We start from the raw sequence: 16,329 nt of genomic DNA, 5'->3' as shown, positions 1-16,329 counted from the left end.
AGCAGGAAGCCCCCACTTCAAAATCGTAAGATTTAAGTGGTGGGAGCATGTCACCATGTTATACTTTCAACAAGTAAAGAAAGAAAGGAAGGTAGCAACATGTACAGTATCGACTTAAACAGTGACATGGGTGAGTGCTTTGGTGCATATAAGCTTGGCGGCGATGAAGCGATCATCAAATATGTCACAACAGCAAATGTAGCATGTGGCTGGCATGCAGGCGATCCGATGGTAATGGATAAGGTAGTCCGCATGGCAAAGGAACGTGGCGTTATGGTTGGAGCCCATCCTGGATATCCGGATCTTCTTGGCTTTGGACGAAGAAAGATGGTTCTCTTTCATGATGAAGTTAAGAATTACGTCAGATACCAGATCGGAGCACTGGCTGCATTTACCAAGAGCTACGGAATGAAGCTTCAGCATGTCGCTCCTCATGGAGCAATGGGGAATGCCTGCCAGTATGACGAGGATATTTCCACAGCGATCTGTGAGGCAATCTGCGAGTATGACAAAAATCTGATCGTTTATTACTGTGCAGGAGCAGTTCTTGGTGATATCGCTGAGAGCAAGGGACTTCGCACAGCATCTGAGATTTTTGCAGATTGTGCATACATGGATGATCTTTCTCTTGTAAATTGTTAAAAGAATTATATTGTTATATGATTTCGTAAGTGATATACTTAAACATAAGGAAAACCGTGTGAAATTACAGTTTGCTTTTTGCACGGTTTCTTTTATACATGGTAGTTAGTTAAAGCTAACAACAGAACGATGTGAAAGTACTTTTGACTATACAGAAAGGAATACATAATGCTAATGAATGTTTTTGAAGGTATACTGATTCCATTTGTTGGAACAACGCTAGGTGCAGCATGCGTGTTTTTTATGAGAAAAACACTTAGCAAGTTACTGCAACGTGCACTTGCAGGGTTTGCAGCAGGTATAATGGTTGCTGCTTCAATCTGGAGTCTTCTGATTCCGGCAATTGAACAATCTGAGAATATGGGAACTTTATCGTTTGTTCCGGCAGTTGTTGGGTTCTGGATTGGTATATTATTTTTACTCGCACTTGATCATTTGATTCCCCATCTTCATGTTGGAAGTGATCAGGCAGAGGGACCGAGAAGCAAACTTGGCCGTACTACGATGATGGTGTTGGCAGTTACATTACATAATATCCCTGAAGGTATGGCAGTTGGTGTAATGTATGCAGGATTTCTTGCTGAAAATGCACAGATTACAGCAACAAGTGCACTTGCTTTATCACTTGGAATTGCTATCCAGAATTTTCCAGAAGGAGCGATTATATCCATGCCGCTTAGGGCAGAGGGTGAAAGTAAGAGAAAGGCATTTCTGGGAGGTGTACTTTCAGGAGTCGTTGAACCGATTGGAGCAGTAATGACGATTCTTGTCGCACAGCTGGTAATCCCGGCATTACCATATTTACTCAGCTTTGCAGCAGGAGCTATGTTATATGTCGTGGTTGAAGAACTAATTCCGGAAATGTCTCAGGGACAGCACTCGAATATCGGTACGCTTTTCTTTGCAATTGGATTTAGTTTGATGATGATCTTGGATGTGGCGCTGGGGTAAGAGGAGAGGAATGATTCTTATGAGAATAAGCAGTTTTATGCTTATATGAAAAAAATGAAGAAATGCGGATGCAAGTCGAAAAAGGTACAGTGATTGGAGAAAAAAGCATGAAAAATAAAGAATATAAAAAATTGTCAATTAAAGAATTTACAAAAGCAGCAGGAAGATATGAAAGTAGCCATGCTGGCATTTACGAAATGTGCAAGAAAGATTATCCGGATATTCTGGAAGAATTAGAGAAGGAGCCATTTAGAGATTTATTAGATGCAGGCTGTGGGCCTGCTCCGATGATTTCTTTATTAGCAGAAAAATATCCAGACCGACATTATACAGGACTGGATCTGACTCCTGCCATGATTGAACAGGCAAAAAAGAAAAATATTCCAAATGCAACATTTGTTGTAGGAGACTGTGAGAACTTTCCTTTTGAAAAGGATTCATTTGATGCAATTATTTGTTCTATGAGCTTCCATCATTATCCGGATCCACAGGCATTTTTTGACAGTGTGAAAAGATGTCTTCGCCCAAATGGAAGATTGATACTGAGAGATGTGACCAGTGACAATAAAGTATTGGTATGGCTAATGAATACATTGGAAATGCCGTTGGCAAATATATGCGGACATGGAGATGTCCAAGTGCCAACAAGAGATGTGGTCATAAAATGTTGCAAAAAAGCAGGATTAAAAGTAGAAAAATTTGAAATTCGTAAAGGTATGCGAATGCATTGTGTTGTGAGAAAACCTATGGGAAAGGCGATAGGAAATGAAAGATAAGTATCTTAGGGAAACACGAATGGTTGATTTTTCTAATCCGGAAATTCAAAAACTTATTCAAAATATGAAATGGAAGGAAATGGGTGAATTTGAAAGGATTAAGGCAATCTACAACTATGTAAGAGATGATGTTTTATTTGGATATAATATTGATGACGGAATTTCAGCTTCAAAAGTACTTGCAGATGGTTATGGACAATGTAATACAAAAGGAACTTTATTTATGGCACTTTTACGTGCCTGCAATATTCCATGCAGAGTACATGGTTTTACGATTGATAAAAGATTGCAGAAAGGGGCTATGACCGGGTTTGTTTACCGTAATGCTCCAAAAAGTATTTTCCATAGCTGGGTAGAAATTAATTTCGAAAATCAGTGGTACGAACTGGAAGCTTTCATTTTGGATAAAACCTACATAAAGAAGTTACAGGAACAAAATTCGGAATGTACAGGTGCATTTTGCGGTTATGGAGTAGCAGTCAAGGATTTCAGAAATCTCATTATTGAGTTTGATAGGAACAATACTTATATTCAGAGCGAGGGAATCAATCAGGATTTTGGTGTTTATGATTGTCCAGATGAACTGTTGAAGGAACATCATCAAGAAATTTCAGCCTTTAAAGCATTTGCTTATAGACATATTGGAAGACACCTCATGAATCGTAATGTCAGGAAGATTAGAGAACGATAGTTTTAAGCTTTTAGAATTAAAATTAAATTTGGAGGGTAATATGGCAGACAAAATACAAAATGCTTATGAAACATCAAAAAATATATATGACGATGTTCTTACGCAAAGAAATATTTTCAGCAAACTGTATATTAAGTTATTTTGGAGTGGCACGGATGATAATGATATAGCACGAAAAGTTTTATCATATGTTCCTGATGACTTTTCAGGAAAGCTTCTTGATGTTCTGGTTGGAACTGCTGTATTTACGGAAAACAAATGGAGTTCTCTGAAAAATGCACATATTACTTGTATTGATTACAGCATGGATATGCTTGAACAAGCCAGAAAAAGACTTGGTAGTCATGCGCATATCAAATGTATTCAGGGGGATGTGGGAAACCTGCAAATGGAGGATGAATCTGTTGATACCGTTGTCAGTATGAATGGTTTTCATACATTTCTTGATAAGCAAAAAGCATTTCATGAAATATGGCGTGTTTTGAAACCAGGCGGCGATTTCATTGCCTGTTTTTATATCAGGGGAAAATCGAAACGGACAGATTGGCTGGTAAAAAATATTCTTGCAAAGAAAGGGTGGTTTTCTCCACCGTTTCAGACGGAGAAAGAGCTGAGAGATATCCTTCAAAAGCTATATAAAGAAACGGATATCCATGTTGACGGTTCTATGGTATATTTCCGTTGTGTGAAGTAATGCAATGATGCTGGATTTATAATAAAGTTTCAGATAATAAGTCTGGAACTTTATTTTTGTCTAAATGGATTATTGCCGTCCGTTCAGGTCTGGATAATGCTCGATTCTCATGTTAAGATAATAGAAAAGGTTAGATAAAACTAACACAAAGAAATACCACTATGTGAAAGGAGAAGAAATTAGACGCAATCAGACGAAATATTGTTTTTCATGGAAATGCTGAAAATCCTTGTAAACAAAGGGTTCTTGATATATGCTGAAACAAGTCGAAGCCCGTTGTTGCTTTATGTGGTGGAAAGCGGTGGATCAAAAATCCTAGTATAAATAATATAAGAAGAAACGGTAAAGCAGAGAATGTTCCTGGCAGGCTTATGCTTGCCGTTTTTTTATTTCTGTCGTTCCCATACCTGGCCGATCGGGAAGGACGGAGTGGATTCTGCAAGAAAGTCTTCCAGTGCATTTTCGAAGAATTCCACGGCACGTTTGCTGGTGGACTTTGGATATTTATGCTTGATCTTATAGCAGACACGGTTTGGCGGTGTGTTTTTCAGTTCACTGATAAAAAGAGGCCGGTAATGGGAAAGCTCCAGGATCACAGACTGTGGTGCGACCATCCAGTTTCCCGGTTTTTTCCAGAGACGGTCCAAAAGTGTGATGGTATCTGCCGCAATGTGAGGCCTGGAAGCGGAGGAAAGCCAGCGGTCATGCCAGATCTGATAATTGTCATCCCAACTTAAAAACAGCTCCAGGGATGGATCCAGCTCATCGGTATGTATTGCCGGAGCCGGAATCACTGGCTGATCCGATTGTATCAGATAAAGTTTTTCTTCGAAGATTTTCTCTGTTATAATATTCTTGTAATGCAATTTATGGTAGACAAATCCGATATCAATGCTGTGTTCTCCAAGAAGACCGTAGAGTTCTGAAGAGTGATGGGACTCGATGTTCAGGTCCAGCTTGGTCTGCTCATTTAAGATCCTGTCATACAGTGGTGCGAAAATAGCTACGTTCAGGCTGTCTGTACAGCCGATGGTAAGCAGCAGGGAATCCTGATTGCGCTGCAGCTCCATAGTTTCCTTCCAGAGAGACATCCAGCGTTCCGCAAGGATGATAAAATCCGTTCCCTTGGCAGTCAGTTCCACCTGCTTGTGGCCTTTCTGACGGATCACAAGGGGAAAACCCAGTTCGTTCTCCAGAGATGTGAGCCGGTGGCTGACAGTAGGCTGGGAAAGAAAAAGAAGATCCGCTGTACGGGTGATGCTCTTGGTATTTACAATGGTGAGAAAGGTTTCGATTTCAGCAAGATTCATATGAACAGCTCCTTTTCTTTGGTGTTGTCTATAGGATGGTTTAAGCTTTGATAATATAAAAATTATTTATATTATACAGAGAAATTATTCGTTATTCAATAGTAAGCTTGTATGATATGATAAATACAATTAAAAAAGAAAATCAAAAGAAGAGAGGTTTTCATATGGCATTAGGATGTAGGATCAGACGAAACTTTGAAAGACCGTCAAAAGAATTAGTAGAAGCCTTCCGTGGAATTCCAGTTGCAAATATTGATGATAACTGTGGAAAGATCGCTGCCGTAGATTCCAGTATTTTCCCGCTGAACCCGAAGGCAAGACTTCTGGGAACTGCATTTACAGTAAATGCACCGGCAGGAGATAACCTTCTGTTCCATAAAGCACTGGATATGGCTCAGCCGGGAGATGTTATCGTTCTTGCAAACAAAGGAAGCAGGATGGAGTTATCCTTATCAACAACAGCCGTGGTCAGCTTGTTGTTGAGCAGGATCTGGCAGATGCTCTGAATAGTGGGAAGGTTTATGCTGCTGGTCTTGATGTTGTTTCTACTGAGCCGATCAAGGGGGATAATCCGCTTTTCAAGGCTAAAAACTGCATCATCACTCCGCATATCTCCTGGGCTGCTCAGGCTTCCAGACAGAGGATTATGGATATTACGGTTGATAATATCAAGGCTTTTCTGGATGGTAATACGGTTAACAGAGTTAACAAATAGATTTTTTTTCGGTGTTTCGATTTCCTATGTATGATGTGTGAGGAAAGGACGGCTGTCTCGCTTTTTGGGGTGGCCGTCTTTTTCTTTGTGTGGTGGATGGAATGAACCGTACGCCGGGGATGTGGCAGCGGTACGGGCAGGGCTCCGTCGGCGGATACTGCTAAGGCTCCGGAAATCGGCTAAAAACATTGAGACAGGGGCAGAACTCGCCTCTGGCTCAGACAGCAGCCCCTGTCTCAATAACGCCGATCCCCGCAGCCTTAGCAGTATCACACCTCCTCCGCAGCAGCCCATACCGCTGCCACATCCCCGGCTGGAAATTCAACCGCAGAGAGCAGAGAATAGAAGCGAATGTACATTCTGCCTAGTGCCCAAAAAACACAATATATAAAAATAAATCGGCACAGCGTTCCACGTCCAACACCGAAGCATACAGGAACCAGATCGGCACAGTGTTCCGCATCCAATACCGAAGCATACAGAAAACGGCTTCAAAACAATCCATAACCAATAAAGCAGCCGGCCGTATCCCCAAAAAATAAATCGGCACAGCACCCCGCATCCAACACCGAAGCATACAGGAACCAGATCGGCACAGCACCCTGCATCCAACACCGAAGCATACAGGAATCAGATCGGCACAGCGTCTCACATCCAATATCCAAGCATACAGACACAAGTCAACACCCTCCCCTCATCCACAACCAAGAACTCCTTAAAAAAAGCCCGAGGGGTGTGCAGAGGGGCCGCGGCTTTGCGGCCCCTTTGCGGTTTTCTTTTTGCACAAAAAAATAGCTCCTACATCGCAAAGATGTAAGAGCTAAATTCGCTGGATGGAGAAGGATTCGAACCTTCGAAGGCGGTGCCAACAGATTTACAGTCTGCCCCCTTTGGCCACTCGGGAATCCATCCGTGAACAACAAATGTATTATATATAACATTTGATAAAATTGCAAGCTTTTTCTCAAAAAAAATAATAATTCCCACAGCATCAGCATTTTTGGTAAAATACTGGACTTACCAAAGGAAATCTGCTATTATGAGTACGGTTGGATATAAAGGACACGGTTTTTCCGTATCCTAATACAGGTTAGGAGGATTTTATCATGTTAGTAAACGCAACAGAAATGCTGAAAAAAGCAAAAGCAGGCCATTATGCAGTTGGTCAGTTCAACATCAACAACCTTGAGTGGACAAAAGCTATCCTTCAGACAGCTCAGGAGCTCAACTCTCCTGTAATCCTTGGTGTTTCCGAGGGTGCCGGTAAATACATGACAGGTTATAAGACTGTTGTAGGTATGGTTAACGGTATGATGGAAGAGCTGAACATCACTGTTCCGGTTGCTCTTCATCTTGACCACGGCAGCTATGATGGATGCCTGAAATGTGTTGAGGCTGGTTTCTCTTCCATTATGTTCGACGGATCTCATTATCCGATCGATGAGAACGTAGCTAAGACTAAAGAGCTGGTTAAGATCGTTGCTGAGCACAACATGTCTCTTGAGGCAGAGGTTGGTTCCATCGGTGGCGAGGAAGATGGTGTTGTTGGTATGGGCGAGTGCGCTGATCCTGAGGAGTGCAAGAGAGTTGCAGATCTCGGAATCAACTTCCTTGCAGCTGGTATCGGTAACATTCACGGAAAATATCCGGCTAACTGGCAGGGCTTAAGCTTTGAGACTCTGGATGCTATTCAGAAACTGACAGGAGATATGCCGCTTGTTCTTCACGGTGGTACAGGTATCCCGGCAGACATGATCAAGAAAGCGATCAGCCTTGGCGTTTCCAAGATCAATGTAAATACAGAGTGCCAGCTTGCATTTGCTGAAGCTACACGTAAATACATTGAAGAGGGTAAAGATCAGCAGGGTAAAGGATATGACCCACGTAAGCTTCTTGCACCTGGAGCAGAAGCGATCAAAGCTACTGTTAAAGAGAAAATGGAGCTTTTCGGATCTGTCAATAAAGCATGATGAATCGAAAATAATATATGAAAGAAGCCGGAATGGGAGCAAGCCTGTTCCGGCTTCTTTTTTCATGATAAAATGTCAATATTTTCACTATATAAAAAAATCAACATGTTTCTTGGTTTTTTTATATAGTGAAAATGACCTCTTCGATTTACAATAATATCAAGTTAATCGAGAAGCTGATTTGAAGCTTATCGGTCAGAGATATGCAAAAGGGACGTTTTAAGCATATCTTCAGAACAAGTTGAATATCATTTAAGGTAAAGGAGAGGTACGATTATGAGAATGAAAAAAGCAACAGCATTTGGTCTTGCAGCATTAATGGCAGCTACCATGATCCCGGCAGTTCCGGCTATGGCAAAGGGGGATGACAGTGAAGGTTCTGTTTACTATCTGAACTTTAAACCGGAGCAGGCAGATCAGTGGTCAGACCTGGCAAAGAAATACACCGATGAGACTGGTGTACCGGTTACCGTTGTTACAGCTGCTTCCGGAACTTACGAGTCTACTCTGAAATCAGAGATGGCCAAGGATGAGGTTCCGACACTGTTCCAGGTTAACGGACCGGTTGGACTTGCATCCTGGAAGGATTATTGCTATGACCTGAAAGACAGCGATGTTTATAAAAATGTGGAGAGTGACGATTTCGTACTGAAGGATGACAGCGGTGCAGTTGACGGTATCGCCTATGTAATTGAAACATATGGAATTATTTACAACAAAGCGCTTCTTAAGAAATACTGTGAGATGGATGGCGCTGTGATCAAGTCTGCAGATGAGATCAACAATTTTGAGACATTAAAGAAGGTTGCAGATGATATCCAGGCTAAGAAAGATGACCTTGGAGTTGACGGTGCATTTACTTCCGCAGGCTTTGATTCTTCCAGTGACTGGCGCTTCAAGACACACCTTGCAAACCTTCCAATCTATTATGAGTACAAAGAAGACGGAATCACATCCACAGATGCGATCAAAGGGACCTATCTTGACAACTTCAAGAACCTGTTTGACCTTTATATCACAGATTCTACCTGTGAGCCAAGCCTTCTTTCCAGCAAGACTATCGATGATGCAAATGCTGAATTTGGTCTTGGAGAGGCTGTGTTCTATCAGAATGGAACCTGGGCTTATGATAACATCAAAGATAACGAAGTAGCAGACGAGGATATGGGAATGCTTCCAATCTATATTGGTGTAGATGGTGAAGAGGACCAGGGACTTTGCACAGGCAGTGAGAACTACTGGTGCGTAAACAAAAAAGCAGATGAGAAGGATATCCAGGCAACTCTTGATTTCCTCAGCTGGGTTATCACAAGTGATGAAGGAAGAGAATCTATAAGCCAGGAAATGGGATTTACAACACCATTCAAGACCTTTGATGAGAATTATGAGTCTGCAAATCCGCTTGTAAAAGCAGCCGACGAATATGTAAAAGCTGGTAAAACTCCGGTTTCATGGAACTTTACAACCATGCCTTCTGAAGAGTGGAAAAACCAGGTCGGCAGTGCAATGCTTGAGTATGCACAGGGTACCGGCGAGTGGGATGCTGTGAAAACTGCATTTGTTGACGGATGGGCAAAAGAGTACAAAGCAGCAAATGAAGGCTGATAAGGTATAACTGAAACGTGATCACGAAGGGGTGGGCGGTTTCCGCCTGCCTCTTTTAATGAAGAGAGGATGTGTAAAGTAGGGAAGGATGCATCCTCAGGAGAAAGGAAGAGAAAACATGCAGAATAAGATGATGAAAAAGTATTTTCCGGTTTTTGTCCTGCCTACCCTGCTGGCATTTACCATTGGATTTATCGTTCCCTTTATCATGGGCGTATATCTTTCCTTCTGTAAATTTACCACAGTAACGGATGCAAAATTCGTGGGATTACAGAACTATGTGAAGATTTTTACTGAGGATGGAACCTTTGGACATGCATTATGGTACACCACCGCATTTACGGTTGTATCAGTAGTTCTGATCAATGTGATCGGTTTTGCAGTTGCGTTGCTTCTGACCAAGAAGATCAAAGGAACCAATATATTCCGTACTGTATTTTTTATGCCAAACCTGATCGGTGGAATCATCCTTGGTTATGTATGGCAGCTTCTGTTAAACGGTCTGCTTCTTCAGATCAATAAAACACTTACATATTCTTCTGTTTACGGATTCTGGGGCCTTGTGATCCTGATGTGCTGGCAGCAGATCGGATATATGATGATCATTTACATTGCAGGTATCCAGAATATCCCGGGTGAACTGATCGAGGCTGCACAGATCGATGGTGCGAACAAAGGACAGCTTCTGAAGCATGTGATCATTCCTATGGTCATGCCGTCCATCACCATCTGTACTTTCCTGACACTTACCAACTCCTTCAAGCTTTTTGACCAGAACCTTGCTCTTACAAATGGTGAGCCTTCCAATATGTCAGAAATGCTTGCACTGAATATTTACAATACCTTCTATGGACGTACCGGATGGGAAGGTGTAGGACAGGCGAAGGCCGTGATCTTCTTTATCCTGGTTGGAGCAATTGCCATGATCCAGAATCGTCTCACAAGAAGTAAGGAGGTACAGCAGTAATGAATAAAAAAGTAAAATTCAGCGGTCTGTGGACTGCGATCCTGAGTGTGGTATCTGTTGCTTATATTTTCCCGATCCTTCTGGTTTTGATTAATTCTTTTAAGAAAAAAGCATACATCAGTCGTTATCCCTTTGCGATCCCAACGGATAAAATGTTCGTAGGTCTGGAAAACTATGTAAATGGTCTCACAAAAACCGGATTTTTCCAGGCATTTGGATGGACATTATTTATCACAGTATTTTCTGTTGCGGTAATTCTGCTCTGTACCTCCATGTGTGCCTGGTACATCAACCGTGTTACCAACACGCTGACAAAAACCATGTACATGCTGTGCCTGTTTTCCATGGTCGTACCATTCCAGATGGTAATGTTTACTCTTTCCAAGATCGCAAACATCCTGAAACTGAATACTCCGTGGGGACTGATTATCATTTATCTTGGATATGGAGCAGGACTTGCGGTATTTATGTTCAGCGGTTTTGTAAAATCCATTCCGATCGAGATCGAGGAAGCTGCCATGATCGATGGCTGTACCCCGATCCAGACATTTTTTAAAGTGGTTCTTCCGGTTATGAAACCGACCTGTGTAACTGTAGCGATCCTGGAAACCATGTGGATCTGGAATGATTATCTTCTTCCATATCTGGTACTTGATATCAAGAAATATAAAACCATTTCCATTGCCATCCAGTATCTGAAGGGCGGTTACGGAACCATTGATATGGGAGCGATGATGGGCGTTCTTGTTCTTTCCATCATTCCGATCATTGCCTTCTATCTTGCATGCCAGAAATATATCATTGAAGGTGTGGTTGCAGGAGCTGTTAAGGGCTGACAAATTAGTTGAATAATGTTAAAATGAAAGAAAAACGGCCTGCTCTGCGTGCTTTTACGTGGATCAGGCCATATTTGGCGAGGTGAGGAATGTACAGAGTTTTGGTGGTAGATGATGAAAAACTGGAACGTGACGGAATCCGCTTTCTTCTGTCTATGGAGGAGGGAGAGTGGGAGATTTATGAGGCGGCTAATGGCAAGCTGGCATTAAATGAGCTGAGAAAGCATCCGGTGGATCTGATGCTGACAGATATCAAAATGCCGCATATGGATGGTCTGGAGCTTTCAAAAAAAGCAAGAGAGGAATATCCGGATCTGGAAATTATCATTTTCAGCGGTTATGGAGATTTTGCTTTTGCTCAGGAGGCGATCCGCTATGGTGTGACGGATTATGTACTGAAACCGGTGGATCCGGACCGCTTTCATGACACCATACAGAAGATCCAGAAGGAGATCGCATCCCGGAAAAATAAAGAGCAGCAGTCCATAAAAGAAAAGAGCTTTCTTCAGCAGTATTTTCTGTTGGGCTACATTTATTCCGGAGATCAGGAGCGTCTGAAGGAAGCGGAAGGAATTGTGGATTTTTCTGTCTGGGAGCAGTGGCACTGTGCAATTCTTATTGAATCGGATGAAGCTTTTTTTGATTCTGCCAGTGATGAGGTTCCCCTTGAGATCCGGGAAGAGCTTCGCCGTTCTTTCTTCTATTTGAATCTTAATGGCCGTCAGTCTTTGCTTCTTTTTAAGGATGTGTACTGTGATTATGTCCTTGTGGCAAAAAATGTCTATAATCTTCTGAAGCGCCTTCATCCTGTTCGCTTTCATCTGGCTGTAAGCCGGCGTTTTGACGGATATCAGGAATTGCCGGAAATCATGGAACAGCTGGAGCAGCAGATGGAAGAAAAATTTTATCATCCGGATATCCATGTCTACACCAGCGAGGAGGACGAGGAAAAAAATACCGGAGAAGAGGAGCAGGATTCCAGGCTTATGGAAAAAATCTCAGAAGATATTTCCAGAAAGGATGTGAAGCAGCTGTGGAGCCATTTCCGCAGCCTGGCATCCAAATATCAGTCCAATACCCAGTTTTCGGCCATGTATGTGAAATTTGTTTTTTCCAATGTGATAAGGGAGCTGTTTCAGGAGAATCGTTTTGCCGGAGAGCACAGGCTGGATCTGGAGGTGGATCATCTGTATGGCTGTTCTACCATTCAGGAGATCATTGAGGTTACAGAAAAAAATATCCGCCAGTACGAGGAGTTCCTGGACCGTTCCATGAGCGAATCCAGAGATGAGGTGGCAGCAGTCAAAAATTATATTTACAATCACTATGCGGAAGATCTGAATCTGGAAACACTGGCAGAAAAAGTATATCTTTCTTCCGGCTATCTCAGCTTTATTTTCAAGAAGGAGACGGGGATGAACCTGAATCGTTTTATCCGTGTGTTCCGCATGGAAAAGGCCAAGGAGCTTCTACGAACCACCAACATGAAAGTAGCCATGGTCAGCGAGCAGGTAGGATTTGCCAATTCTTCGTATTTCTGCCGGAGCTTCCGGGAATATTACGGAAGCAGCCCGGAGTCCTATCGGAAAGGAAACAATGAGGATGAAGAGTCTTCTGAAGAAGTATAATAATATGAAATACCGGTACAAGCTGACAAATCTTCTTGTGGTGGTATCCCTGGTGCCGATGACTGTGTTGGCACTGTATAGTCACAGTCGTATGAGTAGTCTTGTACGGAAAAATGAGATGGAGGATATGTACTCCATTTTGGAGCAGACCAGAGAAAACATTGACGGGCAGATCGAAATTTATGCCAGCCTTTTGAATTATCTTACCTATTCTCCTGAAATCCAGGAGGTGATCTTCAACAAAGATATGGATCGTTATACTGCATATGAACAGTATACGGAAGTTGTGGATCCGCTGTTGACGGTGCCGAAATCCTACCACGAAGCAATTCTGGGGATACATCTTTTTGCAGAAAGCATTCCCGTGCGCCATGAATATACCTTGGCTCCGCTTTCAGAGGTTGATGGGGAATGGTGGAGTGACAAATTAAATAATACCGTGACGGTTCAGTGGATCGTGGACCGGGATAATCGTCAGATCGCGGCAGTCAGGGAAATATATGATGGTAAGATCAGGGAGGCTGTGCTCTGTATTTTGTTGGATTACGGAAAAGTATTCCAGCCTCTGGCTAATATTATTGAACGGAATTCCGGAGGCTTTGTGGTGGATGATCAGCAAAATATCGTCTATCATGGAGAAAATCTGGCGGCCAGTGATATTTCAGCACAGAAAGAAACCGCAAAAAAGCTGGATCGTCTGAGGGAAGAATATACCTATGTCAGCAGCAGCGGACATGAAACAAGATGGACCTATTATTTTTACAAACCTCCGGCTGTGATCGAGAGCTCGGTTTCAAAAGTATTGATCAGTGAGATCCCACTGATCGGCTTCTGTGTTGTGATCATCATTGTGCTTGGAATGACGTTTTCTAAGCTGTTTACCAGAAAGATTGAGCAGCTTACCAGAAATATGGAACAGGTGAACCAGGGAAGCCGTGAAGTTACGGTTTACAGTGATTCTGGAGATGAGGTAGGACAGTTGGTGAGAAGCTTTCACCATATGATGGATGAAATTAATCGACTGATCGAAGAAGTGTATGAAAATAAGATCGCTCTGAAGGAATTTGAACTGAAAGCGTTGACTGCCCAGATCAATCCCCATTTTCTTTATAATTCTCTTTCTATTATAAACTGGATGGCGATTAAGAGCCGTCAGAAGGAGATCAGCCGTGTGACACTGGCATTATCTACATTTTACCGGACAGCGCTCAGTAAGGGAGCAGATATGGTGACTGTGGAAACCTGTATTCGGAATATCGAAGCTTATCTGGAAATCCAGCTGATCATGCATGACAATGATTTTAAGGTGGAGTGGAATATCGATCCGTCTGTTCAGCAGGAGTTGGTTCCGAAGCTTGCCCTGCAGCCCATCGTTGAGAATGCTCTGGAGCATGGCCTGGATGTGAAGGAGGAAGGGGAAAAGCTTCTGAAACTTTATTTCTTTGAAGAGAATGGAGATGTAGTGATCCGGGTTGAAGATAACGGAATAGGGATGGAGCAGGAGCAGGCAGAAAAGCTGCTCACATATCAGGCAAAAGGCTATGGCCTTAAAAATGTCAATGACCGTATGTGCATTTTATATGGAGAGAAATATGCCATCCGGATCCTGAGCAAGGTAGGTGAGGGGACAAGCGTTGATATGAAGATCCCGAAAGAGGTAAAAAAAGATGAGACTTAGTCTGGGAAAAACAGTGGTATTTCTGAGTACGATACTGAGCCTGGCACTTTTGACGGGGTGTTCTTTAGGAACTGCAGAAATGGAAAAAACAGATATAGATGTTCTGTCCGAAAAGAGCAGTAAGAGCTGGGAACAGGCAGAAACCACGCCTCTGGGGAAATATCCGGAGCTTGTAACTTATACTCTGGGACAGATGAAAGGGGCTAATAATTCTAATCTTCCGGACGGGCAGACTTATGAGGACAATGCATATACCCGGTATCTGAAAAAAACACTGAATATTCAGAATAAGAATGTTTTTATGGAGAGTGAGGAGCGGTATGACGAAGCCCTGAACATCTTGGTCAAAGATCGGAATCTTCCGGATATTTTTCTGGTGTCGGACAGGGAAACTCTGGAAGAACTGGTTGAAAATGATCTTATCGAGGATCTGACGGAAGTATACAAAAGCTGCGCTTCCGATAAAATAAAGGAAATGTATGAGAGCTATGGAGAGGAACTTTTGGCATCCGGGACTTTTGACGGAAAACTGTATGCACTTCCGGAGACTGCCATTGATGATGGGCAGCAGCTTTTATGGCTGAGACATGACTGGATGGAGCAGCTGGGACTGAAAGAACCGAAGACACTGGAAGAGGCTTTTTCAGTGATCCGTGCGTTTCAGGAAAACCGGATGGGTGCAGAGGATGGTGAAGATCCTGTGGGACTTGTCTGTGATCCGGGACTTGTGGGCACGGTCAGCACCAGCTATTCGGTGGACTCTGTGTTTGAAAAGTTCGGGGCATATCCGCAGCAGTGGATTGAAAATGCAGATGGAGAAATTGTCTATGGATCGCTGACGGAGGAGACAAAGGAGGCTCTGGGGTATCTCAGAGAGCTTTACAGGCAGGGAATACTGGATTCGGATTTTGCTTTACGTGCACAGAATAATATCCGTGATCTTGTGGTGAATGGAAAATGCGGAGCGTTTTTCGGGCTCTGGTGGACTCCGAATAATCCTCTTATGGATGAGTATCGGAAGAATAAAGAGGCAGACTGGGAACCGTATTATCTGACTGCGGATGTAAAGCGGACTGTGGAGGTATACTCTACATTTCGAGATAATAAATATGTAGTTGTGCGTAAAGGGTATGAGCATCCGGAGATCGCAATGAAGATTTTGAGTGTGTTGTTTGACCATTCCAGATATGAGGCAGAGGATGCGGATGAGATGAACACTTATTTTGCCTTGAATGTGGATCCTACGGCGCGTCCGCTAATGATCAATGTAGATTATAATGAGGCTACCTATATAGTGACAAAGCATATCCGTGAGGTTCTTTACAGTCCGGGCGATGAGAAGACCAGGGAGGATCTCAGTGCCATTGAGGCGTCTTATTTTGATGCGTGTAAGGAGTATCTTGAGGCGGAGGTGCCTTCGGTAGAGGCCTGGGCGGCGTATAAGTCCAGGATTTCGGCGGTGGGGCTTCTGGTGGATGCGAATTACCGTGCTCCGGAGAAGAAGTATCTGGGGGATGGTGACGGGGAGATTCCTCAGACTTTGCGTTTGCTGGAGAAGAACGCATTTATCCAGATCATTATGGGGAGGATGCCTGTGAGCTCTTTTGACTCTTTTGTGGAAGATTGGTATCGTAAGGGTGGAGACAGTCTTACGGAGCGGGTTCGGGAAGGGCTTGTGGACTCGTGAGGCGGATGTATAGAGGGACGCTAGAGGAAGGTGGCATCGCTCCGGGAGTGGATGCAGTCGGGGATGTTTTTGAGGTTTTGAGAGGTGGATGTGGTTGAGGGACGCCAGAGGAAGGTGGCATCGCTCCGGGCAGGGACTCCGTCGGGGGATACTACTAGGGCTCCGTGAGACGGCTAAAA

At 43.1% G+C, this 16,329-nt stretch carries 14 protein-coding genes, 1 tRNA gene and 1 pseudogene; 14 read left to right on the top strand and 2 right to left on the bottom strand.

Going from position 1 to position 16,329, the window contains the following annotated elements:
* The first annotated feature begins 99 nt into the window (after nt 1-99).
* The 5 genes from NE671_RS15370 (at nt 100) to NE671_RS15350 (ending at nt 3,754) form a co-directional block, all read left to right on the top strand.
* The gene (locus NE671_RS15370; RefSeq protein ID WP_243148717.1) at nt 100-642 is read left to right on the top strand and encodes a LamB/YcsF family protein; all 543 of its coding nucleotides are present in this window, start codon (nt 100-102) and stop codon (nt 640-642) included.
* Nucleotides 643-810: 168 nt separating this feature from the next.
* Entirely contained in the window at nt 811-1,593 is a 783-nt protein-coding gene (locus tag NE671_RS15365; protein ID WP_059085406.1) for a ZIP family metal transporter, read from the top strand.
* Between the two features lie 107 nt (nt 1,594-1,700).
* The gene (locus NE671_RS15360; protein ID WP_173740976.1) at nt 1,701-2,369 is read left to right on the top strand and encodes a class I SAM-dependent methyltransferase; all 669 of its coding nucleotides are present in this window, start codon (nt 1,701-1,703) and stop codon (nt 2,367-2,369) included.
* Complete coding sequence (locus tag NE671_RS15355) at nt 2,359-3,060, top strand: transglutaminase-like domain-containing protein (RefSeq protein WP_173740977.1); 702 nt, start codon at nt 2,359-2,361, stop codon at nt 3,058-3,060. Before NE671_RS15360 ends, NE671_RS15355 begins: the two co-directional genes overlap by 11 nt.
* Before the next feature lie 40 nt (nt 3,061-3,100).
* The gene (locus tag NE671_RS15350; protein WP_256164144.1) at nt 3,101-3,754 is read left to right on the top strand and encodes a class I SAM-dependent methyltransferase; all 654 of its coding nucleotides are present in this window, start codon (nt 3,101-3,103) and stop codon (nt 3,752-3,754) included.
* Nucleotides 3,755-4,140: 386 nt separating this feature from the next.
* Here NE671_RS15350 and NE671_RS15345 read toward each other — a convergent pair whose 3' ends face one another.
* Entirely contained in the window at nt 4,141-5,064 is a 924-nt protein-coding gene (locus NE671_RS15345; protein WP_173740979.1) for a LysR family transcriptional regulator, read from the bottom strand.
* 116 nt (nt 5,065-5,180) lie between these two features.
* On the opposite strand from NE671_RS15345, the gene NE671_RS15340 reads away from it, so the two are divergent.
* Together NE671_RS15340 and NE671_RS16115 are read left to right on the top strand one after the other, a co-directional pair.
* Nucleotides 5,181-5,570: a hypothetical protein gene (locus NE671_RS15340; RefSeq protein WP_334297882.1), complete on the top strand. Its 390-nt coding sequence runs from the start codon at nt 5,181-5,183 to the stop codon at nt 5,568-5,570.
* Nucleotides 5,492-5,779, top strand: a pseudogene (locus NE671_RS16115) (NAD(P)-dependent oxidoreductase); the annotation flags it as partial. The gene NE671_RS15340 and the pseudogene NE671_RS16115, both read left to right, overlap by 79 nt.
* Before the next feature lie 830 nt (nt 5,780-6,609).
* Here the strand turns inward: NE671_RS16115 and NE671_RS15330 are convergent.
* Nucleotides 6,610-6,691, bottom strand: a tRNA-Tyr gene (locus NE671_RS15330).
* A gap of 194 nt (nt 6,692-6,885) precedes the next feature.
* Between NE671_RS15330 and fba the strand changes: the two genes are divergently transcribed.
* The 7 genes from fba to NE671_RS15295 all read left to right on the top strand — a co-directional run bounded on the left by fba (nt 6,886) and on the right by NE671_RS15295 (nt 16,150).
* Nucleotides 6,886-7,749: a class II fructose-1,6-bisphosphate aldolase gene (gene fba / locus NE671_RS15325; RefSeq protein ID WP_015527136.1), complete on the top strand. Its 864-nt coding sequence runs from the start codon at nt 6,886-6,888 to the stop codon at nt 7,747-7,749.
* Between the two features lie 276 nt (nt 7,750-8,025).
* Nucleotides 8,026-9,354, top strand: a complete 1,329-nt coding sequence (locus tag NE671_RS15320; protein WP_147603320.1) for an ABC transporter substrate-binding protein — start codon at nt 8,026-8,028, stop codon at nt 9,352-9,354.
* A gap of 118 nt (nt 9,355-9,472) precedes the next feature.
* Nucleotides 9,473-10,321, top strand: coding sequence for a carbohydrate ABC transporter permease (locus NE671_RS15315; protein ID WP_110104281.1), 849 nt, complete (start codon nt 9,473-9,475; stop codon nt 10,319-10,321).
* On the top strand, nt 10,321-11,157 hold the full coding sequence (locus NE671_RS15310) for a carbohydrate ABC transporter permease (RefSeq protein ID WP_021650827.1): 837 nt from the start codon (nt 10,321-10,323) through the stop codon (nt 11,155-11,157). Before NE671_RS15315 ends, NE671_RS15310 begins: the two co-directional genes overlap by 1 nt.
* 89 nt (nt 11,158-11,246) lie before the next feature.
* Nucleotides 11,247-12,785 carry a response regulator transcription factor gene (locus NE671_RS15305; protein ID WP_059085412.1) on the top strand — a complete coding sequence of 513 codons (1,539 nt, stop codon included), beginning with the start codon at nt 11,247-11,249 and terminating at the stop codon, nt 12,783-12,785.
* Nucleotides 12,760-14,463, top strand: a complete 1,704-nt coding sequence (locus tag NE671_RS15300) for a sensor histidine kinase (RefSeq protein ID WP_173740981.1) — start codon at nt 12,760-12,762, stop codon at nt 14,461-14,463. The genes NE671_RS15305 and NE671_RS15300 overlap by 26 nt, the downstream gene beginning before the upstream one ends.
* On the top strand, nt 14,453-16,150 hold the full coding sequence (locus tag NE671_RS15295) for an extracellular solute-binding protein (RefSeq protein WP_173740982.1): 1,698 nt from the start codon (nt 14,453-14,455) through the stop codon (nt 16,148-16,150). The genes NE671_RS15300 and NE671_RS15295 overlap by 11 nt, the downstream gene beginning before the upstream one ends.
* The last annotated feature ends 179 nt before the right edge of the window (nt 16,151-16,329 follow it).

The organism is Blautia sp. DFI.9.10 (assembly GCF_024461705.1).
Lineage (GTDB): Bacteria > Bacillota > Clostridia > Lachnospirales > Lachnospiraceae > Blautia_A > Blautia_A fusiformis.
The sequence above is the reverse complement of the archived record's forward strand: the minus strand, read 5'-3'. Positions and strand labels throughout refer to the sequence as shown.

Bases quoted from the DNA above. Each gene is read 5' to 3' on its own strand.
- NE671_RS15355 (WP_173740977.1), top strand. From the start codon at position 2,359: ATGAAAGATAAGTATCTTAGGGAAACACGAATGGTTGATTTTTCTAAT.
- NE671_RS15305 (WP_059085412.1), top strand. From the start codon at position 11,247: ATGTACAGAGTTTTGGTGGTAGATGATGAAAAACTGGAACGTGACGGA.
- NE671_RS15315 (WP_110104281.1), top strand. From the start codon at position 9,473: ATGCAGAATAAGATGATGAAAAAGTATTTTCCGGTTTTTGTCCTGCCT.
- fba (WP_015527136.1), top strand. From the start codon at position 6,886: ATGTTAGTAAACGCAACAGAAATGCTGAAAAAAGCAAAAGCAGGCCAT.
- NE671_RS15350 (WP_256164144.1), top strand. From the start codon at position 3,101: ATGGCAGACAAAATACAAAATGCTTATGAAACATCAAAAAATATATAT.
- NE671_RS15295 (WP_173740982.1), top strand. From the start codon at position 14,453: ATGAGACTTAGTCTGGGAAAAACAGTGGTATTTCTGAGTACGATACTG.
- NE671_RS15340 (WP_334297882.1), top strand. From the start codon at position 5,181: ATGATAAATACAATTAAAAAAGAAAATCAAAAGAAGAGAGGTTTTCAT.
- NE671_RS15345 (WP_173740979.1), bottom strand. From the start codon at position 5,064: ATGAATCTTGCTGAAATCGAAACCTTTCTCACCATTGTAAATACCAAG.
- NE671_RS15365 (WP_059085406.1), top strand. From the start codon at position 811: ATGCTAATGAATGTTTTTGAAGGTATACTGATTCCATTTGTTGGAACA.
- NE671_RS15360 (WP_173740976.1), top strand. From the start codon at position 1,701: ATGAAAAATAAAGAATATAAAAAATTGTCAATTAAAGAATTTACAAAA.
- NE671_RS15310 (WP_021650827.1), top strand. From the start codon at position 10,321: ATGAATAAAAAAGTAAAATTCAGCGGTCTGTGGACTGCGATCCTGAGT.
- NE671_RS15300 (WP_173740981.1), top strand. From the start codon at position 12,760: ATGAAGAGTCTTCTGAAGAAGTATAATAATATGAAATACCGGTACAAG.
- NE671_RS15320 (WP_147603320.1), top strand. From the start codon at position 8,026: ATGAGAATGAAAAAAGCAACAGCATTTGGTCTTGCAGCATTAATGGCA.
- NE671_RS15370 (WP_243148717.1), top strand. From the start codon at position 100: ATGTACAGTATCGACTTAAACAGTGACATGGGTGAGTGCTTTGGTGCA.